This window comes from Pseudomonas donghuensis (genome assembly GCF_000259195.1).
GTDB classification, from domain to species: Bacteria; Pseudomonadota; Gammaproteobacteria; order Pseudomonadales; family Pseudomonadaceae; genus Aquipseudomonas; species Aquipseudomonas donghuensis.
Window position 1 is genome coordinate 145653 of sequence record NZ_JH650760.1, and the last position, 17721, is coordinate 163373.

Annotated in this window: 21 protein-coding genes and 2 pseudogenes; 10 read left to right on the forward strand and 13 right to left on the reverse strand. The window is 65.2% G+C overall.

Annotation, left to right across the window (positions count from 1 at the left end; translation table 11 throughout):
- From UW3_RS29375 to UW3_RS0108480, 10 genes and pseudogenes are all read right to left on the reverse strand, one after another.
- Positions 1-203, reverse strand: a pseudogene (locus UW3_RS29375) (SAM-dependent methyltransferase); the annotation flags it as partial.
- Between the two features lie 72 nt (positions 204-275).
- Complete coding sequence (gene nirJ, locus UW3_RS0108440) at positions 276-1454, reverse strand: heme d1 biosynthesis radical SAM protein NirJ (RefSeq protein ID WP_010221909.1); 1179 nt, start codon at positions 1452-1454, stop codon at positions 276-278.
- Positions 1455-1469: 15 nt separating this feature from the next.
- Positions 1470-1970 carry a siroheme decarboxylase subunit beta gene (gene ahbB / locus UW3_RS0108445; RefSeq protein WP_010221910.1) on the reverse strand — a complete coding sequence of 167 codons (501 nt, stop codon included), beginning with the start codon at positions 1968-1970 and terminating at the stop codon, positions 1470-1472.
- Positions 1945-2388, reverse strand: a complete 444-nt coding sequence (locus UW3_RS0108450; protein ID WP_010221911.1) for an Lrp/AsnC family transcriptional regulator — start codon at positions 2386-2388, stop codon at positions 1945-1947. The genes ahbB (UW3_RS0108445) and UW3_RS0108450 overlap by 26 nt, the downstream gene beginning before the upstream one ends.
- On the reverse strand, positions 2381-2890 hold the full coding sequence (gene ahbB, locus UW3_RS0108455; protein WP_010221912.1) for a siroheme decarboxylase subunit beta: 510 nt from the start codon (positions 2888-2890) through the stop codon (positions 2381-2383). The genes UW3_RS0108450 and ahbB (UW3_RS0108455) overlap by 8 nt, the downstream gene beginning before the upstream one ends.
- Positions 2887-3345: an Lrp/AsnC family transcriptional regulator gene (locus UW3_RS0108460; RefSeq protein WP_010221913.1), complete on the reverse strand. Its 459-nt coding sequence runs from the start codon at positions 3343-3345 to the stop codon at positions 2887-2889. Before UW3_RS0108460 ends, ahbB (UW3_RS0108455) begins: the two co-directional genes overlap by 4 nt.
- A gap of 1 nt (position 3346) precedes the next feature.
- On the reverse strand, positions 3347-4525 hold the full coding sequence (locus UW3_RS0108465) for a cytochrome D1 domain-containing protein (protein ID WP_010221914.1): 1179 nt from the start codon (positions 4523-4525) through the stop codon (positions 3347-3349).
- The gene (locus UW3_RS0108470; RefSeq protein ID WP_010221915.1) at positions 4522-4845 is read right to left on the reverse strand and encodes a c-type cytochrome; all 324 of its coding nucleotides are present in this window, start codon (positions 4843-4845) and stop codon (positions 4522-4524) included. The genes UW3_RS0108465 and UW3_RS0108470 overlap by 4 nt, the downstream gene beginning before the upstream one ends.
- Before the next feature lie 19 nt (positions 4846-4864).
- On the reverse strand, positions 4865-5179 hold the full coding sequence (locus UW3_RS0108475) for a c-type cytochrome (RefSeq protein ID WP_010221916.1): 315 nt from the start codon (positions 5177-5179) through the stop codon (positions 4865-4867).
- A 24-nt stretch (positions 5180-5203) separates the two neighbouring features.
- Entirely contained in the window at positions 5204-6892 is a 1689-nt protein-coding gene (locus tag UW3_RS0108480; protein ID WP_010221917.1) for a nitrite reductase, read from the reverse strand.
- 199 nt (positions 6893-7091) lie between these two features.
- On the opposite strand from UW3_RS0108480, the gene UW3_RS0108485 reads away from it, so the two are divergent.
- From UW3_RS0108485 to UW3_RS0108510, 6 genes are all read left to right on the forward strand, one after another.
- Positions 7092-7886, forward strand: a complete 795-nt coding sequence (locus UW3_RS0108485; protein ID WP_010221918.1) for a CbbQ/NirQ/NorQ/GpvN family protein — start codon at positions 7092-7094, stop codon at positions 7884-7886.
- Positions 7870-8448 (forward strand): cytochrome c oxidase subunit 3, encoded by a 579-nt coding sequence (locus UW3_RS0108490; RefSeq protein WP_026001241.1) that lies wholly within the window; start codon positions 7870-7872, stop codon positions 8446-8448. Before UW3_RS0108485 ends, UW3_RS0108490 begins: the two co-directional genes overlap by 17 nt.
- A 9-nt stretch (positions 8449-8457) precedes the next feature.
- Positions 8458-8694, forward strand: a complete 237-nt coding sequence (locus UW3_RS0108495; RefSeq protein WP_010221920.1) for a cytochrome C oxidase subunit IV family protein — start codon at positions 8458-8460, stop codon at positions 8692-8694.
- Between the two features lie 90 nt (positions 8695-8784).
- Positions 8785-9225 carry a c-type cytochrome gene (locus tag UW3_RS0108500; RefSeq protein ID WP_010221921.1) on the forward strand — a complete coding sequence of 147 codons (441 nt, stop codon included), beginning with the start codon at positions 8785-8787 and terminating at the stop codon, positions 9223-9225.
- A gap of 3 nt (positions 9226-9228) precedes the next feature.
- Positions 9229-10656, forward strand: a complete 1428-nt coding sequence (locus tag UW3_RS0108505; RefSeq protein WP_010221922.1) for a cbb3-type cytochrome c oxidase subunit I — start codon at positions 9229-9231, stop codon at positions 10654-10656.
- 75 nt (positions 10657-10731) lie between these two features.
- Positions 10732-12570: a nitric oxide reductase activation protein NorD gene (locus UW3_RS0108510; protein ID WP_010221923.1), complete on the forward strand. Its 1839-nt coding sequence runs from the start codon at positions 10732-10734 to the stop codon at positions 12568-12570.
- On the opposite strand, the gene UW3_RS0108515 is transcribed toward UW3_RS0108510, so the two are convergent.
- Both UW3_RS0108515 and UW3_RS0108520 read right to left on the reverse strand, forming a co-directional pair.
- On the reverse strand, positions 12567-12758 hold the full coding sequence (locus UW3_RS0108515; RefSeq protein ID WP_010221924.1) for a hypothetical protein: 192 nt from the start codon (positions 12756-12758) through the stop codon (positions 12567-12569). The two genes, UW3_RS0108510 and UW3_RS0108515, sit on opposite strands and share 4 nt — an antisense overlap.
- Entirely contained in the window at positions 12755-13438 is a 684-nt protein-coding gene (locus UW3_RS0108520) for a Crp/Fnr family transcriptional regulator (RefSeq protein ID WP_010221925.1), read from the reverse strand. Before UW3_RS0108520 ends, UW3_RS0108515 begins: the two co-directional genes overlap by 4 nt.
- Between UW3_RS0108520 and UW3_RS28655 the strand changes: the two genes are divergently transcribed.
- The 3 genes from UW3_RS28655 (at position 13437) to UW3_RS0108530 (ending at position 15442) form a co-directional block, all read left to right on the forward strand.
- On the forward strand, positions 13437-13712 hold the full coding sequence (locus UW3_RS28655; protein WP_145997604.1) for a hypothetical protein: 276 nt from the start codon (positions 13437-13439) through the stop codon (positions 13710-13712). The two genes, UW3_RS0108520 and UW3_RS28655, sit on opposite strands and share 2 nt — an antisense overlap.
- An 84-nt stretch (positions 13713-13796) precedes the next feature.
- Positions 13797-14987 (forward strand): NnrS family protein, encoded by a 1191-nt coding sequence (locus UW3_RS0108525; protein WP_010221926.1) that lies wholly within the window; start codon positions 13797-13799, stop codon positions 14985-14987.
- A gap of 17 nt (positions 14988-15004) precedes the next feature.
- Positions 15005-15442: a CopD family copper resistance protein gene (locus UW3_RS0108530; RefSeq protein WP_010221927.1), complete on the forward strand. Its 438-nt coding sequence runs from the start codon at positions 15005-15007 to the stop codon at positions 15440-15442.
- A 131-nt stretch (positions 15443-15573) separates the two neighbouring features.
- On the opposite strand, the pseudogene UW3_RS0108535 reads toward UW3_RS0108530, so the two are convergent.
- Positions 15574-16014 (reverse strand): annotated as a pseudogene (locus UW3_RS0108535) (hemerythrin domain-containing protein); the annotation flags it as partial.
- A gap of 174 nt (positions 16015-16188) precedes the next feature.
- On the opposite strand from UW3_RS0108535, the gene norR reads away from it, so the two are divergent.
- Complete coding sequence (norR, locus tag UW3_RS0108540) at positions 16189-17709, forward strand: nitric oxide reductase transcriptional regulator NorR (RefSeq protein ID WP_010221929.1); 1521 nt, start codon at positions 16189-16191, stop codon at positions 17707-17709.
- Positions 17710-17721 lie beyond the last annotated feature (12 nt).

Sequence of the window (17721 nt, forward strand, 5' to 3'; positions counted from 1 at the left end):
TGGCGGCTGCAGGCGGTAGGGATCAGCGCCAGCAGTTCGCCGCTGATCAGCCGGTCGTACACCACGGCATCGGCCTGCATCAGCAGGCTCCAGGCGCGCAGGGTAAGCAGGCGCGGGTCACCGGGCCCGGCGCCGACCAGGGCGACTTCCCCGGGGTTGAAGGGCGAGTGCAGGGCGGCAGGTAGAACGGAGGCACAATGCATGAGGGCGTTCCTTGATCCATCATCAGGGGCGCCGGGTTGTCGCCTGTGTCGGCGGCTTGCCCGGTCAGGTTGTCAATGCGTGACGCAAGGAATGCAGGAGGGCGGCGGCAGGCCGATTTCTTCATCGCTCAGGTGGCAGCCGGGGTCCTGGCCCCAGAGGTCACCGGCGGCCCAGGCGCGGGTGCGGGTGTTGCCGTTGCAGATGCTCAGCCAGCGGCAGGCGGCGCAGCGCCCGGTCACCGCCCGGGGATGCTCGCGCAGGCGCAGCAGCAGAGGGTCGGGCTGTTCCAGCCACAGGGTGCGGAACGGCGTGCGGCGTACATTGCCCACCGAGTGCTGCCACCAGTAGGTGTCGGGGTGCACCTCGCCGGTGTTGTCGATATTGGCGATGGCGCAGCCTGAGGCATTGCCGCCCCAGGCGCGCAGCATCTGTTCCAGTTGCGCGTAGTGTTCGGGCAGGCGACGCGCGGTCCATTGCAGCAAGAGGATGGCATCGGCATCGTTGTTGCCGCTGACGAAGTCGCTGTCGCGCCCGTGCTGGATATCATCCCAGGCCTGGTCGAACAGCAGGTTCATCGCCTCGCGGCTCATCTGCTGCAGTGCGTCGAGCTTGCGGCTGCGCTTGCCGCGGCCGCTGTAGTTCAGGTGCGAGAGGTAAAACTTGTGCACGTCACAGTCGCGCATCAACGCCAGCAGCTGCGGCAATTGCGCGTGGTTGTCCTGGGTCAGGGTGGTGCGCATGCCGACCCGAATACCGTGTTCGCGGCACAGGCGCATAGCCTTCAGTGAACGGGCGAAGCTGCCGTTGAGCTGGCGAAAGGCATCGTGGGTGGCCTCAAGGCCATCGATGCTGATGCCGACGTAATCGAAGCGGGCCGCGCGCACCTGGGCAATGTTGCCTTCATCGATCAGCGTGCCGTTGCTCGACAGGGCGACGAACATGCCTTTGTCGCGGGCATGGGCGCTGAGCAGGAACAGGTCGCCGCGCAGCAGCGGCTCGCCGCCGGAGAGGATCAGCACCTTGACCCCGGCCTCGGCCAGGTCGTCGATTACCTGCAGGGCCGCTTCGGTGTCCAGCTCGTCGCGAAACGCGCTGTCGGCCGAGGTGGCGTAGCAGTGCTTGCACGTCAGGTTGCAACGGCGCAGAAGATTCCAGATCACCACCGGCGGGCGCGTGCTGCCCGCCGGGCTGGTACGAGGGGCCGGGCTGTGGCCGGCCAGGGTGCGCAGGTAGTGGCTGATCCTCAACATGCAACGCTCCTTGGTTCAGGGGCCGGTGGGTAGGCGTAAACCGGTTTTTTTCAGAATGCGGCTGCTCACCAGCATGTCGTCGGCCCGGCAGGCATCGCCCAGCAGGTAGCGCAGGTGCTCGCGGTAGCTGTTGATTTCAGCGCTGCTGCGGCCATGGACCATGGCGAACAGGTTGTAGCGCCAGTCGCCGCTGCGCGGGCGCCGGTAGCAGTGGCTGACGAAGGGCTGGGCACCGATCAGCCGGCCCAGGCGGGGCATCTGCGAATCGTCGACATCCCAGACGGTCATGCCGTTACAGCAATAGCCCAGGCGGTAGTGGTTGGGCACCGCAGCGATACGGCGGATGGCGCCGTCGGCCTGCAGGCGCTTGAGCAGCGCCAGGGTCGCCTCGACGCTCAGCTGTAACTGTTCGGCCAGCCAGACCCATGGGTCGTCGACCAGCGGCAGGCCGGCCTGGGTCAGTTCCACCAGGCGCAGGGCCAGGGCCTGTTCAGACCGGGAAGTACAAGCCGACATGGTAAGTCTGCTCCTTGGGCAGGTTCAGCGGGGTCAGGCCGGTGCCCTGTTCGATGCGCCGTAGCGCGTCGTTGAGGGCTTCGAGGCTGGCGCAGCCGAGCACGAACCACATGTTCCAGGGGTGTTCGCGTCGGTAGTTGTGGGCGACTTCAGGCATGGCCGCAAGTACCGCGGCGACGGCCTCGAAGCGCGCCTCGGGGACCTTCAGCGCCGCCAGGGTAAAGGCACCACCCAGGCGCTCGATGTCGAACATCGGCCCAAAGCGGGTCAGGGTGCCGTCGTCGAGCAGGCGTTGCAGGCGTTCGCGCAGCTGCTCGCTGCTGCTGCCCAGCTCCTCGGCCAGCACCTGCCAGGGCTGAGGCACCAGCGGCAGGCCCAGTTGCAGGCGGTTGATCAGGCGACGGTCGAGTTCATCCATGGGGGCGGGCTCCAACAGGGGCGAAGCGGCCGCCGCATTGTTTGAACGCCTGGGTGCTGAACAGCAGTTGATAGGGCAGGTCGCTGAGCTGGTGCCGTTCGAGCAACCCTGCGATCTGCGCCTCGACCCGCTCGCGCTGGCGGCCATGAACCATGCAGAACAGGTTGTAGCGCCACTGCGGCAAGCGCCGCGGCCGCTGGTAGCAGAGGCTGACCTGCGGCTCGCGCCCCAGGCGCTGGCCGACTTCGTCGATCAGCGCATCGGGGATGTCCAGCACCAGCATGGCGTTGGCGGTAAAGCCCAGGGCGCGGTGATTGAGCACCAGGCCCAGGCGGCGGAACAGGCCTTGCTGCTGCCATTGGTCGAGCTGCGCCAATACCTGCTGCTCTTGGGCACCGATCTGCTGCGCCAGGGCCTGGTAAGGCCGGGGCAGCAACGGCAGGCCGCTTTCGAGCAACCGTCGCAGGGCCAGGCGCTGCGTGGAATCGAGCGGGCAACTCATGGTGCGTCTCCCAGGGCGAAGCCCAGGTCGATGCGGTAGGCGGTGAGCATCGGCAGGTCCAGCGGGGTCAGGCCGGTGTCGGCTTCCAGTTCGTCGAGCACCCGCTGCAGGTGCGGGCGGTCCGGCCCGGTCAGCACGAACCAGAGGTTGTAGTGATGCTCGCGGGCATAGTTGTGGTTGACCTCGGGGTACTGGCTGACGCGTTCGGCCACCTGTTGCAGGCGTTCGGCAGGCACGGCCAAGGCAGCCAGGGTGCTGGCGCCGGCGCGGTGGTGATCGAACACCGGGCCGATGCGCGACAGGCTGCCGCGCTCGGCCATCTGCTGCAGGCAGGCAATCACCTGCGCTTCGCTGCAGTCCAGCACCTGGGCCATCTCAAGGTAGGGCTCGGCGCAGATCGGCATGCCATGCTGGAAACGTTCGATCAGGCGCTGTTCAAGGGCGAGTAGCGGCATCTCAGTACCCCATCTGCTGGGCGCGGCTGCTAAAGAAGATGCCACTGGGGGCCGCGGCCGGCAGGGTGGCGAGGCGCTTGAGGCTGTACGGGTCCCAGACCTGCACCTGGTTGCCGTCACGTACCGACAGCCACAGCTGGTCGCCGCGGGCGGTGAACTCCATGTGCAGCACGGCGGGGCCTGGCTTGAGGTCGGCGACCAGGGCGTGGCTCTCGGTATCGATGACCTGCACCCGGTCGTTGTCCGGGTAGGCAAAGTTGACCCACAGCTGGCGTCCGTCCGGGCGCGCGGTGACAAACACCGGTTGCCCGGCGACGGCGATAGCGGCGGTCTGCTGCCAGGTGCGGGCATCCATCACCAGTACCTGATGGCGTCCCACCGCCGGGACGAAGGCCTGGTTGTCGGCCAGCGCCCAGCCTTCCAGGTGCGGCATCTTGTACACCGGCAGTTTTTCCTGGCCGCGACCATAGTCGCCGAGCACGCGCTTGACCCCGCGCTCAGGGTGCCAGAGGTCAAGCTGGGCCATGCCGTCTTCGCCGAACAGGCCGGCCATGTAATAGCGGCCATCGGCGCTGATCAGCGCGTCGTAGGGCTGCTGGCCGATATTGGCAAAGCGGGTGATCTTCGGCGTGTTGCCCTGGCTGAAATCGGCACTCCAGATCTCGCCGCTGTCGAACAGGCTGAACACGAAGCGCTGGCCGGGCGCGTCCACCAGGCCGACCACCCGCGAGCGTTTTTTACCGTCGGCGAGCAGGGTGGCGGGAATGTCCGCGACCAGTTCCAGGCTGTGCGCATCGAAGACCTTGACCCCGCCGGGCACATAGTTGGACACCGCGATCAGCTTGCCGTCCTGGCTGATCGCACCGCCGATGCTGTTGCCGCCCTGGATCAGGCGTTTGTCGATGCGTTGTTCGAGCAGGTCGAGCTTGCTCAGGCCGCCGTCGCGGCCGAACACGTAGGCATAACGTTGATCGCGGGAAAACACCGCCGAGGCATGGGACAAATCGCCCAGCCCGTCGATCCGCGCCAGGGCCTTGCCCGCGGTGCTTTCGATGATTTGCACGCTACCGCTGGCGCGCTCCACCACCAGGCCCAGGTCGCCACTGCCGCGCGGCGGCGCCTGGGTACAGGCGGACACCAGCAGTGCGCAGGTGGCGGGTATCAGTACGCGTCGGATCATGGGGCGGGGGCTCCTTGCACAAGGTGATCGACCAGCCAACCGATGTCGTCGGCGCTCAACAGCGCCTCCCAGGCGGGCATGGCGGTGCCGGGGCGGCCCAGGCGCACGGTGGCGATCAGGCCGTCACGGGGTTTGCCGGCCAGGGCCGCCGGGGTCAGTTCCGGGCCCAGGCCGCCGGTCAGGTGCAGGCCATGGCAGGCGCCGCAGTCCTGGGCCAGCAGGTGTTTGAGCTGCGCCTGGCGCAGGGCGTCAGGCGCGCTGAAAACGGGGGGGCAGAGCAGGAGGGCCGCCAGGCACATAACAGCACGGTGAGTTTTCATGACGCCCTCCTTGGGTGGGTTACTTGAGGCTCAAGACCCAGTTGGCCAACTGTTTTGCTTCATCATCACTGACCGCATTGGCCGGCATCGGGATCGGCCCCCAGTTGCCTTGGGTACCGTTCTTGATATGGCTGGCCAGGGTGTCGGCGGCGCCACTGACGCCGGCGTTCTTGGCCGCCACGTCCTTGAGCGCCGGGCCTACCAGCTTGGCGTCGACGGCATGGCAGGCAACGCAGGACTTGCTCTGGAACAGCGCCAGCCCGTCATCGGCCAGGGCCGTTTGCAGGCTCAACGCAGCGGCCAGGGTGCACAGTGACAGCAGGGTATTTTTCATGACGACTCCTTGCGTTGATGAAGCTCAATAAATGTCGTGTTGGGTGTTGTAGACATTGAACTTGCCGGTTGGCGTGATCAGCCGCTTGTCCTTGATCACCTGCTTGAGCGCCAGGGTCTTGTCGTCGATCACCACCAGCGCCGACTCTTCGGTCTGGCCGTTCCATACCGAGAACCACACCTCGTCACCGGCCTTGTTGTATTCGGGCTGAACCACGCGCAGGGCGCCTTGCTTGATCCCCGAGTACTCGGCGATCGGCAGCACCTTGTAGCCGGCGTCGAGCTTGTCGATGTCGAACACCGCCACCGACTGGCTGAGCTTGGCGTCCGGGTTGAGGGTGGTATCGACGTACAGGTGGCGCGAGTCGGGGTGGGTCTTGATGAACAGCGAGCCGCCGCCCTGGCCCTTGAGCGAGCCGACCTGTTTCCAGGCGTACTGCGGGTGCTTGAGCGGGTCGGTGCCGATCATCGAGATGCCGGCATCGCCCAGGTGGCTGGTGGCCCACACCGGGCCGAACTGCGGGTGCACGAAGTTGGCGCCACGGCCGGGGTGCGGAGTCTTGCCGACGTCGACCAGGGCAGTCAGGCGGCGCTCCTTGGAGTCGATCACCGCGACCTTGTTGGCGTTGTTGGCCGCCGTCATGAAGTAGCGGTGGCTGCTGTCCCAGCCGCCGTCATGCAGGAACGGCGCCGCGTCGATGCTGGTGATGGTGAGGTTCTTGATGTCTTCGTAGTTGACCAGCATGACCTTGCCGGTTTCCTTGACGTTGACGATGAACTCCGGCCATTCGTGGGAGGCGATGATCGCCGCCACTCGTGGCTCGGGGTGGTACTCCTGCTTGTCGACGGTCATGCCGCGGGTCGAGACGATCTGCTTGGGCTCCAGGGTCTCGCCGTCCATGATGGTGAACTGCGGCGGCCAGTAGGAACCGGCGATGGTGTACTTGTCTTCGAAGCCCTTGAACTTGGAGGTCTCCACCGAGCGCGCCTCGATGCCGACCTTGATCTCGGCGACCTTGGTCGGCTCTTTGGGCCACAGGTCGATCATGTCGATGCGCGCGTCGCGGCCGATCACCAGCAGGTAACGGCCGGACGCCGAGATCCGCGAGATGTGCACGGCGTAGCCGGTCTCGATGAGCTTGACGATCTGCTTGCTGTCGCCATCGATCAGGGCGATCTTGCCGTCATCGCGCAGGGTCACCGAGAACAGGTTCTGCAGGTTGAGCGTACTCAGCTGGCGGGTAGGGCGGTCTTCGGGCTTGACCAGCAGCTTCCAGGTGTTGCGGGTTTCGGCCATGCCCCACTCCGGCGGCGTTGGCGGGGTGTGCTGGATGAACTGGGCCATGCTGGTGATCTGCGCCTTGGTCAGCGCGTTGGAGGTGCCCCAGTTCGGCATACCGGCTGGCGAGCCATAGCTGATCAGCGCTTCCAGGTAGGCCTGGCCGCGGGCCTGGGTGATGTCCGGGGTCAGCGGCTTGCCGGTGGCGCCCTTGCGCAGCACGCCATGACAACCGGCGCAGCGCTGGAAGTAGATCTCCTTGGCGGCATCGAAATCGGCCTGGGTCATGTCCGGCGCGCCGGCCGTGGTGACCATGGCCGGTTGCGCGGCAGCGCTTTTCTGCTCGGCGCCGACGCTGGTGGGCAACGCCAGCGCCAGCGCCGAACAGAGGCTGGCGAGGCTCAGGGCAAAGGTTTTTCGATTACTGATCAGCATTCCTTCTCTCCTCAGGCTAGACCTTTGCGATGTGCTGGAACGCCAGGACAGAGCGCAGGTTCTTGGTGCCGGGAAAGGCTATGCCGGAGCAGGCTGCGGACCGCTTGACGGCGATCAAGTTTGCCGGCCATGGTGCTTGCCAGGTTGTCGCAGGGGCTCTTAGCGTGGTGGTCGAACCCGCTGTCTACCCAGGTAAGCCATGGACCTCACAGAACCTCGCTGCGAACCCTTCTATCAAGCGCACGGCAACGAACGGGCATTGTTCGAACAGGCCTGGCGCCACGGCATGCCGGTGCTGATCAAAGGCCCCACCGGCTGTGGCAAGACCCGCTTCGTCCAGCACATGGCCCAGTGCCTGCACCTGCCGCTGCACACCGTGGCCTGCCACGATGACCTCAGCGCCGCCGACCTGGTCGGCCGCCACCTGATCGGCGCCCAAGGCACCTGGTGGCAGGACGGCCCGCTGACCCGTGCGGTGCGCGAAGGCGGCATCTGCTACCTCGACGAAGTGGTCGAGGCGCGTCAGGACACGGTGGTGGTGTTGCACCCGCTGGCCGATGGCCGCCGCGAGCTGTTTCTCGAACGCACCGGCGAAGTGTTGCAGGCGCCGCCGTCGTTCATGCTGGTGGTGTCCTATAACCCCGGCTACCAGAACCTGCTCAAGGGTATGAAGCCCAGCACCCGCCAGCGCTTCGTGGCGATGCGCTTCGACTACCTGCCCGCAGCCGAAGAAGCGCACATCGTACGCCGTGAGGCCGGGGTCGATGGCGCCCTGGCCAACCAGATCGTCAAGCTCGGCCAGGCGCTGCGCCGCCTGGACCAACACGACCTGGAAGAGGTGGCCTCGACCCGCCTGCTGATTTTTACCGCGCGCATGATCGCTGCCGGCATGCACCCGCGAGAAGCGTGCCTGGCCTGCCTGGCCGAGCCGCTCACCGATGACCCGCTGACGGTCGCGGCGTTGATGGACGTGGTCGATGTCCACTTCCCTTGAGCCAATGCCCCGGCAACTGCCGGGCGACCTGGCGATGTGGCTGTTCATCCTCGCCGAGCTTTCGGTGTTCGCCATCCTGATCCTGGCCTTTGCCGTGACCCGGCAACTCAAGCCGCAGCTGTTTGCCACCAGCCGCGCCTTGCTCGACAGCTCCACCGGCCTGGCGATGACCCTGAGCCTGCTCAGCGCCGGGCTGCTGGCGGCGCTGGCCCAGGTGCAGGTGCGCAAGCACCGGTCGCGGCGGGCGGCAGTGTTGCTGCTGGCCGCCTTGCTGGTGGCCAGTGTCTATGTGGCGCTCAAGCTCGGCGAATACCGCCACTTGCTCGGCGCCGGGCTGGGCATCGAGCACAACACTTTCTTCACCTTGTACTGGATCCTCACCGGCTTTCACTTTCTCCATGTCCTGCTCGGCATGCTGATCCTGGCCTGGCTGGCGCAGATGGCCTGGCGTCGCAGCCTTGGCCCGGGCACCTGCAGCGGCTTTGAATCCGGGGTGCTGTACTGGCACATGGTCGATCTGGTCTGGGTGTTGCTGTTCCCGCTGGTTTACCTGCTCGGGTGAGGAGGGCGCATGCCGACATCGATATTCCTGCTGCTGTGCTGGCTTGCCTTGACATGCCTGAGCCTGGGCACGGTGATGCTCGGCCAGGGCGCGCTGATCCTGCTGCTGGCGGTGGCCAAGGCCTGGTTGATCACCGATGGCTTCATGGAACTGCGCCACGGTCCGCAGCGCTGGCGCTGGTTGCTGCTGAGCTGGGCCCTGGTGTTGGCCGCGCTGGTGGGCCTGAGCCTGGCCGCTAATACCTGAGTAAAACCATCGGCGTTTCTTGATCGCCATCAAGCAGGTTTTTACCCCGCGCTTTCTATCATGGCCAGGCCAAGCAATGAGGAAGCGACCATGTCAGAGACCTTCACCAAGGGCATGGCCAGGAACATCTATTTCGGGGGAAGCGTGTTCTTCTTCCTGATATTCCTGGCTTTGACCTACCACACCGAACAGACCTTTCCCGAACGCAGCAACGCCGCGCAGTTGACCGATGCGGTGGTGCGCGGCAAGACGGTCTGGGAGCAGAACAACTGCGTCGGCTGCCACACGCTGCTGGGCGAGGGCGCGTACTTTGCGCCGGAGCTGGGCAATGTGTTCAAGCGCCGTGGCGGCGAAGAAGGCTTCAAGCCGTTCATGCATGCCTGGATGAAGATGCAGCCGCTGGGCGTGCCCGGCCGCCGGGCCATGCCGCAGTTCAACCTGAGCGAACAGGAAGTCGACGACATCGCCGAATTCCTCAAATGGAGCTCGAACATCAACACCAATGGCTGGCCGCCAAACCAGGAGGGCTGAGTGATGAACGTTGCCAATCCGCATCTTAAATTTGCCTCCCAGGCCGTTGCCAAACCCTACTTCGTGTTCGCCCTGATCCTGTTCCTCGGCCAGGTGCTGTTCGGTTTGATCATGGGCCTGCAATACGTGATCGGGGACTTCCTGTTCCCGGCCATTCCGTTCAACGTGGCGCGCATGGTGCACACCAACCTGCTGATCGTCTGGCTGCTGTTCGGCTTCATGGGCGCGGCGTATTACCTGGTGCCGGAAGAAGCCGACCGCGAGCTGCACAGCCCAAGGCTGGCGATCCTGCTGTTCTGGGTGTTCGCCGCCGCCGGTGTGCTGACCATCCTCGGCTATCTGCTGGTGCCCTATGCCGGCCTTGCGCGGCTGACCCACAACGAGCTGCTGCCGACCATGGGCCGCGAGTTCCTCGAGCAGCCGACCATCACCAAGCTGGGCATCGTCGTGGTCTGCCTGGGCTTTCTCTACAACATCGGCATGACCCTGCTCAAAGGCCGCAAGACCACCGTGAGCATGGTGATGATGACCGGCCTGATCGGCCTTGCGGTGTTCTTCCTGTTCTCCTTCTACAACCCCGGCAACCTTGCCCGCGACAAATTCTACTGGTGGTGGGTGGTGCATCTTTGGGTCGAGGGCGTGTGGGAGCTGATCATGGGCTCGATGCTGGCCTTCGTGCTGATCAAGATCACCGGGGTTGACCGCGAGGTGGTGGAAAAATGGCTGTATGTGATCATCGCCATGGCGTTGATTACCGGCATCATCGGTACCGGCCACCACTTCTTCTGGATCGGTGCGCCCGAGGTGTGGCTGTGGGTCGGCTCGATCTTCTCGGCACTGGAGCCGCTGCCGTTCCTGGCCATGGTCATGTTCGCCTTCAGCATGGTGAAAAACCGCCGCCGCCAGCACCCCAACCGCGCCGCCACCCTGTGGGCCAAGGGCACCACGGTCACGGCGTTCTTCGGCGCCGGCGTCTGGGGTTTCCTGCACACCCTGGCGCCGGTCAACTACTACACCCATGGTACCCAGCTCACCGCCGCCCATGGCCACCTGGCCTTCTACGGCGCCTACGCAATGATCGTCATGACCTTGATCAGCTATGCCATGCCGCGCCTGCGCGGGCTCGGCGAGGCCGCCGATGAGCGCTCGCAGACCCTTGAGGTGTGGGGCTTCTGGCTGATGACCCTGTCGATGGTGATGATCACCTTGCTGCTCACCGCCGCCGGCGTGGTCCAGGTGCTGTTGCAGCGCTGGGCTGAAGACGGCAGCGCCTTGCCGTTCATGTCCACCACCGATCAGTTGCGCGGGCTGTTCTGGGCGCGGCTGGTCAGCGGCGTGGGCTTTCTCGCGGGGCTGTTGTGCTACCTGCTGAGTTTTCGCCAGCGTGGCCGCGCCGCCTTGCGCGCACCGGCCAGGGTAGTGCCTTCGTGAACGGCATTAGTGTTTGAACACCTGCGGCCCGGCTGATGCAGCGGGCCGCTTTCTGCGTTGTACACAGGAGGCAGCATGGCCTTCACGGTCGAATTGGAAGAATGGGTCGGCAGTCTCTGGCATCGTTTCATTACCCGCCGGGCGAGTGTCGATTTCCCCGAGGCACGGGTCGAACTGGCCCCCAGGCAACGGCGCCTGGCGCTGTTGTTCAGGGCCATGGGCGGGGCGGGCGGCATCGGTGTGGAGGCCGCCAGCGAGCGTGACCTGCTGCTGCGCCGCAGCCTGTTGCAGCAGATCGCCGGCACCTGCAAGCAGGCGCCGCTGGCCTGGTGTGACGCGCACAACGTGCGCTTGCCGGCGCACCTGGCAGTGTTCCCCGACGCTGCCTTGAACGAAGAGCTGTATCGCTGGCTGGCCTTGCTCGCGGCGCAATCGGGGCCGATGCGCCACTGGGGGCGGGACAACCAGCGCTGGACGCGTGAGCTGCTGCAACGCTTTCCGGGGTTGGCGAGCCGCTACCAACGGCTGGTCGATGCGCACCTGCAACTGCGCCCGGATCCGGCCTCGCTAAGCCCGGATGCTGCGCTGCTTGAACGCGCCTTGCGCCAGGCCCTGCGCGAGCCGGGCAGCGTCGAGGTGTTTCCGCGCAGTGAACGGGCGGCCTGGCCGCTGCCGCTGTGGTTGTATCCGCCGCTGCACCTTGCCAGCCCTCAGGCGGGTGACCTTGAAGACGCGCAAAACGAGCTGCCCAACACCCCCGGCCAGCAGCAGGGCGGACGCAAACGCGCCAGCCGTGTCGATGACAGCCCGGCCAAGGGCGGCCTGTTGATCGTGCGCCTGGAGAACCTGTTCAGTTGGACCGAACACGTCGACCTCGACCGCTGGGAGGACGATAGCCAGGACCCGGACGCTGCCCGGGTGGCCGAAGACCTCGATCAATTGACCCTGTCGCGCACCCGTATCCGCAAGGGTGGTGGCCTGAAACTGCACCTGGACCTGCCGCCGGCGGACGTCGACGACATCCCCCTGGGTGCAGGCATCAAGTTGCCGGAATGGGACTATCGCCAAGGCCGCCTGCAAGCCGGTTTCGTCAACCTGCAGTTGCTCGAACCGCGTGATTGCATGCCCCAACCGCTGCCAGCGCGGCTGCAAGGCCCGGCACGGCGCCTGCGCCGGCAGTTCGAGCACCTGCGCACGGATCGCCAGTGGTTGCGTCAGCAGCCCCAGGGCAGCGAACCTGACCTGCAGGCCTGGCTGGATTTTCATGTCGAACGTGTGCATGGGCAATGCGCCGAGCGTGGCCTGTTCCTGGAGCAGCGCCGCGTTCGCCGCGATCTTGCCTGCCTGTTGCTGGCCGATGTATCGATGTCCACCGACGCCCACTTGAACGATGAGCAGCGGGTGATCGACGTGATCCGCGACAGCCTGCTGCTGTTCGGCGAAACCCTGTCGACGCTGGGGGATGAGTTTGCCCTGTACGGGTTTTCTTCGTTGCGTCGCCAGCAGGTGCGCATGCAGCAACTCAAAGCGTTCGATCAGCGCTATGACGATGTCACGCGCGGCAAGATCCAGGGGCTCAAACCGGGTTACTACACGCGCATGGGCGCTGCGATTCGCCAGGCAAGCCACGTGCTTGGTGGCCGTAAGCGACAGCGCAAGCTGTTGCTGCTGCTCAGCGATGGCAAGCCCAATGACCTGGACCTTTACGAAGGCCGATATGGCGTTGAAGACACCCGCGAAGCGGTGCGTGAAGCCCGGCGCCTGGGCCTGACACCCTTTTGCATCACCATCGACCGCAAGGCCGGTGCCTACCTGCCGTACATGTTCGGCAGCAACGGCTACGCCCTGATACACCAGCCTGAGCAACTGCCGCAGCGTTTGCCGCAGCTGTATCGGCAGTTGACCCAGCCTTAGCGCGGCAACCAGAACACCATTGCCACACAGAACAGCGTCAGGCCGATGCAGAACCACAGGAAGCGCAACTGTTGTCGCGCACCGGCCAATGCTGCGGTAGCGGGCAGCGGCATGCCGCAGTGCTCACAGGTGCTGGCCTTGGCGGGATTGGTGTGTTCGCAGTACAGGCATACCGGCAGGGCATTCATTCGAATTGCTCCAGCCGCGGCCGATCGAGAATGGCGATGCGCCGACCGTCCTGAGTGATGATCTTTTCATCAATCAGGCGGCGGATGATCCTTGAAAAGGTCTCCGGCTGGATCGACAGGTGGCCGGCTATCAGTTGCTTGGCCATCGGCAGTTCGAACTGGCGCTGCACCGGCTCGGCGTGCATCAGTTGCGCCAACAGGTAGCGCACCACCCGGTGGGTGGCATTTTTCAGCGACAACGTCTCGATTTCATTGACCCGCTGGTGCAGGCGCACACAGAGCTTGCCGAGCAGGGCGAAGGTCAGCCGGCTGTTGCTCTGCAGCAGGCGCATGTAGGTGCTGGTCGAGAGCCGATAGAGCTGCGTTTGCCCGACCGCTTCGGCCGAGGCGACATAATTGGGCGTGTCCATCAGCATCATCGCTTCGGCGAAGGTCTGCCGCGGGCCGATGACTTCGAAGACCTTCTCCTGGCCGTCCGGGGTCAAACGGTAGATCTTCACCGCACCGGCAATCACGAAGTAGAACGCCTCGGCCGGCTCGCCCTGACGGAACAGCGGCTCGCCCTTGTCGACGCTGAGCAGTTGGCTGCTGCCCATCAATTCATCGAGCTGCTCGTCGTTCAAGGGCTCGAACAGGTGGTGAGTACGCAGGATCTGGTGGTGGACGCGGTGAAGCACCATGGCATTTCATCCTCAAGCGGAAAAGGGGTGGGGCTCGAACCTGGATGTAGGCGTCGAGCAAGAGCCGGGCCAGGCGGCAAGCCCCGGGTTGTATGGCGTGCTGATACTTGAGGGTGAAAAATACCCACGGCGCTTGGGTGAAATTGACCGTTACAGGGTTATTTTTACCCTTGTTTCTCCTGCTTCAGCTCGCAATCACGCCAGGGCACAACCCTTGCACTGGCGTATTCAACAGCGATTGGCAGCCTACGCCGTTGCACGCCGCGCGCCTTGACGTGCGACAAGGGTGGCAGCCTGCCGATGGCAGATGATGAGGCCGGGCTCAGTACGACCCGGCAACAAGGTAAGGAGAGGCTTGATGCAAGTACTTGATCGCCGTAAAGCGCTGGCCATCGTGCCACTCTTGCGCCTGGCGTTCCGGCCGTTGTTCCTCGCTGGCTGTGCGCTGGCAGTGTTGGCGATACCGCTGTGGCTGGCGGCGCTGAACGGCGCCCTTGGCACCTGGCAGCCGGCCGGCGGTTGGCTGGCCTGGCACCGGCATGAACTGGTGTTCGGTTTCGGCCTGGCGATTATCGCCGGCTTTTTGCTTACGGCGGTGCAGACCTGGACCGGGCAACCGGGCCTGAGTGGCAAGCCGCTGGCGGGCCTGGCGCTACTGTGGCTGGCCGGGCGGGTGGCGTGGCTGGCGAATGCGCCCTGGCCGTTGCTGGCGCTGCTGGAACTGGGCTTCCCGTTGCTGGTGGCGGTGTTGATGGGCAGCACCCTGTGGCAGGTACGGCAAAAGCGCAACTACCCGATAGTGATGGTCTTGCTGTTGTTGACGGCGGTCGATGGCCTGGCGGTGTATGGCCTGGTGCAAGGCCACGATGGCTGGCAGCGCCAGGGCGTGCTCGGCGGCATCTGGCTGGTGGCGGCGATGATGGGCCTGATTGGCGGGCGGGTGATTCCGTTCTTCACCCAGCGCGGCTTGGGTCGGACCGAGGCGGTAGTGCCCTGGCCCTGGCTCGACTGGCTGTTGCTGGCGGGGTCGGCGCTGGTAGCGGTGCTGTATGCGGCAGGGCCTGCCCTGACGGCCAATGCCGGGGTCGGCCTGCTGTTTGCCGCCCTGGCGCTCGGGCATGTAGTGCGCCTGTGGCGCTGGCACGATCGCGGGATTTGGCAGGTGCCGCTGCTGTGGTCGTTGCACCTGGCCTACGGCTGGTTGGCCCTGGCCTGCCTGGGCATGGCCCTGTGGCATTTCGGCGTGCCGTTGAACCCGAGCCTGGCGGTGCATTGCCTGACTATCGGCGCCATGGCCGGGTTGATCCTGGCGATGATTGCCCGGGTCAGCCTGGGTCATACCGGGCGGGCGTTGCAGCCGCCGGCGGGAATGACCCTGGCGTTCGCTCTGCTCAACCTGGCTGCGCTCAGCCGGGTGCTGTTGGTGCCGTGGATGCCGATGGCGGGCTTGTGGCTGGCCGGGGCGTGCTGGGTGCTGGCGTTTGCCGTGTATACCTGGCGCTATGCACCGATGCTGCTGCGCGCCCGGGTTGACGGGCATCCTGGTTAAGCGCCTGGAGGCGAAGGATGTTGTATCCGTATTTGTTGGTGATTCATCTACTGGCGGCCATCGCCTTTATCGGCACGCTGTTTTTCGAAGTGCTCATCTGGCAAGCGGCGCGCCGGCATGTGCCGGTTGCGGCGCAGGCCGGGGTCGACCAGGCGCTGTCGGTGCGTTCGCGCAAGGTGCTGCATGGCGTGGTGTTGCTGCTGTATGGCGCCGGTGTTGGCCTGGCCTGGCATCACCGCGCGGCCTTGAGCCAGCCGTTGGCCAGCAGCTTTGCCAGCCTGCTGAGCCTGAAGATCGTCCTGGCCCTGAGCATCATTGGTCATTACCTGTTGCTGGCGTTCTGGCTCAAACGCGGACGCTTGAGCCAGGGGCGGGCGCGTTGGATCCGCTGCAGCATTCTTGGCCATATGCTGGTGATCGTGATCCTGGCCAAGGCGATGTTCTATTGGCACTAGCCTGCGCCGTACTAAGGCGGGCACTACTTGTAGGAGCTGGCTTTGCCAGCGATGAGGCCGGTACAGCCAGCACATCAAGTGGCGTCTGAATTACGGCCGCGGGCAAGGCCAGCTCCCACAAAGGCCAGCCATCAGGCCAGTGCGTTGACGAACAGCACATCGTTCTCCAGATGAATATGCTGCAGCAGATCCTCGCGAAACTCCTCCAGCCCGCGGTACAGGGTGCGCCAGGTGTTGCAGGCGCCCTCCGGCGCGGTTATTTCGTTGGTCAGCAAGCTCAAGCGCTCCAGCGCCTGGCCATGTTGATCATGCTCCAGACGCATAACCTGGATCGGCGCACCGGCCTGGCGGCCCATGCCCCGTTGCAGCAAGGGGAACAGCACCTGTTCTTCCTTGAGCATGTGCCCTTCAAGTTCCTGCTGCATGTCCTGCAGGTGATCGGCCAGGCCGTTGGGGCAATGGTCATGGCCACCGTGGACCTGCTCCACACGGCGGGCCAGGCGGATCAGTTCCGGCAACTGCTGGCGGTGGCGGTCGTGGTAGCGGGAGAGGATGTAGGCAATCAGTTCGGCCGGGGAGAGTGTCGGGTTCATCAGGGCTCCTGGTCTGTTGGCAAAGGTTCCCCAGGACCATTGCATCGCCCATGCCAGCTTTAATTGCCCGAAATCAAGGGCCGTTGCTGTGGATGTGGTGAAATTCACCCGAATACCTCAGGGTAGCGATAACCACAGAGGGTGATGACTACCATGCTGCGTGAAAGCCTTGCCGCCGACCTGATCGTCGAGCTGCCCAATGCCGTGCGCTTGCAGCGTCTGGTGCAGACGCTGCGCGAATACTTCAACTGCGGCGCCGTCGGCCTGCTCCGGCTCGAAGGCGACAGCCTGCGGCCGCTGGCCTGTGTCGGCCTGGTCCACGAAGCCCTCGGCAGGCGCTTCGTGATCGCCCAGCATCCGCGCCTGGCAGCGATCATGGCCTCGCGCGAGCCGACCTGGTTCGAGCCCGACAGCCGCCTGCCGGACCCCTACGATGGCCTGCTCGAGACCGCGCTGCACGAACCCTTGGTCGTTCACGACTGCATGGGCGTCAGCCTCTACGTGGAAGGCCAGGTCTGGGGCGCGATCACCCTCGATGCGCTTAAGGCCGGGACCTTCGGCAGCGATGCCCGCGATGAACTCAAGCGCTGCACCCTGCAGATCGAGGCTGCCTTGCGGGTCACCCGCCTGGAGCAGGAGAACCGCAGCCTGCGCCTGTCGCGCAGCGAGCCCCAGGACTTGCGCAGGCCTGTGGAAGAGGGCGAGATCCTCGGTCACAGTGCGGTGTTGCAGCAGTTGCTCAACGAGATTGAAGTACTGGCCGATGCCGATCTGCCGGTATTGCTGCTGGGCGAGACCGGGGTCGGCAAGGAGCTGTTCGCCCGCCGCCTGCATCGCCTGTCGCGACGCAGCCACAAGCCGCTGATCCAGGTCAACTGCGCGGCCTTGCCCGAGTCGCTGGCCGAGAGCGAGCTGTTCGGCCATGTCAAAGGCGCGTTCTCCGGCGCCAGCAGCGACCGCGCCGGGCGCTTCGATGCAGCCAATGGCGGTACGTTGTTTCTCGATGAAGTCGGCGAGCTGCCCCTGAGCGTACAGGCCAAACTGTTGCGCACCCTGCAAAACGGCGAGATCCAGCGCCTGGGCGCCGACAAGCCGCTGCACGTGGATGTGCGCATCATCGCCGCGACCAACCGGCATTTGCCCGACAGCATTCGCGACGGCCTGTTTCGCGCCGACCTCTACCATCGCCTGTCGGTGTACCCGCTACCGATTCCACCGTTGCGCGAGCGCGGCAACGATGTGTTGATGATTGCCGGGCAGTTCCTCGAACTCAACCGCACCCGTCTGGGGCTGCGCGGTTTGCGCCTGTCGACGGCGGCCGAGCGGGCGCTGTTGGCCTACCACTGGCCGGGCAACGTGCGTGAGCTTGAGCATGTGATCAGCCGCGCCGCGCTCAAGCAATTGAGCCGCGAAGGCAGCCGTAGCCTGATCATTACCCTGGAGCCGGAGGTGCTCGACCTCGATAGCGCGCCGGCAGTGGCGCCGCTGGCGGATCAACCGGTTGCCGCCAGCTTGGCGCATCCCTCCCTGAGCGACGCCGTCGATGCCTGCCAGCGCCAGGCCATTGCCCAGGCGCTGCGCCTGAGCGGGGATAACTGGGCCAGTGCCGCGCGGCTGTTGGCGGTCGACCCGAGCAACCTGCACAAACTGGCCAGGCGCTTGCGCCTCAAGTAACACTCGGAGCGT

Bases quoted from the DNA above. Each gene is read 5' to 3' on its own strand.
- ahbB (WP_010221910.1), bottom strand. From the start codon at position 1,970: ATGTCGGCTTGTACTTCCCGGTCTGAACAGGCCCTGGCCCTGCGCCTG.
- UW3_RS0108470 (WP_010221915.1), bottom strand. From the start codon at position 4,845: ATGAAAACTCACCGTGCTGTTATGTGCCTGGCGGCCCTCCTGCTCTGC.
- UW3_RS0108515 (WP_010221924.1), bottom strand. From the start codon at position 12,758: ATGAATGCCCTGCCGGTATGCCTGTACTGCGAACACACCAATCCCGCC.
- UW3_RS0108460 (WP_010221913.1), bottom strand. From the start codon at position 3,345: ATGCCGCTACTCGCCCTTGAACAGCGCCTGATCGAACGTTTCCAGCAT.
- UW3_RS0108490 (WP_026001241.1), top strand. From the start codon at position 7,870: ATGTCCACTTCCCTTGAGCCAATGCCCCGGCAACTGCCGGGCGACCTG.
- ahbB (WP_010221912.1), bottom strand. From the start codon at position 2,890: ATGAGTTGCCCGCTCGATTCCACGCAGCGCCTGGCCCTGCGACGGTTG.
- UW3_RS0108485 (WP_010221918.1), top strand. From the start codon at position 7,092: ATGGACCTCACAGAACCTCGCTGCGAACCCTTCTATCAAGCGCACGGC.
- UW3_RS0108450 (WP_010221911.1), bottom strand. From the start codon at position 2,388: ATGGATGAACTCGACCGTCGCCTGATCAACCGCCTGCAACTGGGCCTG.
- nirJ (WP_010221909.1), bottom strand. From the start codon at position 1,454: ATGTTGAGGATCAGCCACTACCTGCGCACCCTGGCCGGCCACAGCCCG.
- UW3_RS0108500 (WP_010221921.1), top strand. From the start codon at position 8,785: ATGTCAGAGACCTTCACCAAGGGCATGGCCAGGAACATCTATTTCGGG.
- UW3_RS28655 (WP_145997604.1), top strand. From the start codon at position 13,437: ATGGCATTTCATCCTCAAGCGGAAAAGGGGTGGGGCTCGAACCTGGAT.
- UW3_RS0108530 (WP_010221927.1), top strand. From the start codon at position 15,005: ATGTTGTATCCGTATTTGTTGGTGATTCATCTACTGGCGGCCATCGCC.
- UW3_RS0108510 (WP_010221923.1), top strand. From the start codon at position 10,732: ATGGCCTTCACGGTCGAATTGGAAGAATGGGTCGGCAGTCTCTGGCAT.
- UW3_RS0108520 (WP_010221925.1), bottom strand. From the start codon at position 13,438: ATGGTGCTTCACCGCGTCCACCACCAGATCCTGCGTACTCACCACCTG.
- UW3_RS0108505 (WP_010221922.1), top strand. From the start codon at position 9,229: ATGAACGTTGCCAATCCGCATCTTAAATTTGCCTCCCAGGCCGTTGCC.
- norR (WP_010221929.1), top strand. From the start codon at position 16,189: ATGCTGCGTGAAAGCCTTGCCGCCGACCTGATCGTCGAGCTGCCCAAT.
- UW3_RS0108480 (WP_010221917.1), bottom strand. From the start codon at position 6,892: ATGCTGATCAGTAATCGAAAAACCTTTGCCCTGAGCCTCGCCAGCCTC.
- UW3_RS0108465 (WP_010221914.1), bottom strand. From the start codon at position 4,525: ATGATCCGACGCGTACTGATACCCGCCACCTGCGCACTGCTGGTGTCC.
- UW3_RS0108495 (WP_010221920.1), top strand. From the start codon at position 8,458: ATGCCGACATCGATATTCCTGCTGCTGTGCTGGCTTGCCTTGACATGC.
- UW3_RS0108525 (WP_010221926.1), top strand. From the start codon at position 13,797: ATGCAAGTACTTGATCGCCGTAAAGCGCTGGCCATCGTGCCACTCTTG.
- UW3_RS0108475 (WP_010221916.1), bottom strand. From the start codon at position 5,179: ATGAAAAATACCCTGCTGTCACTGTGCACCCTGGCCGCTGCGTTGAGC.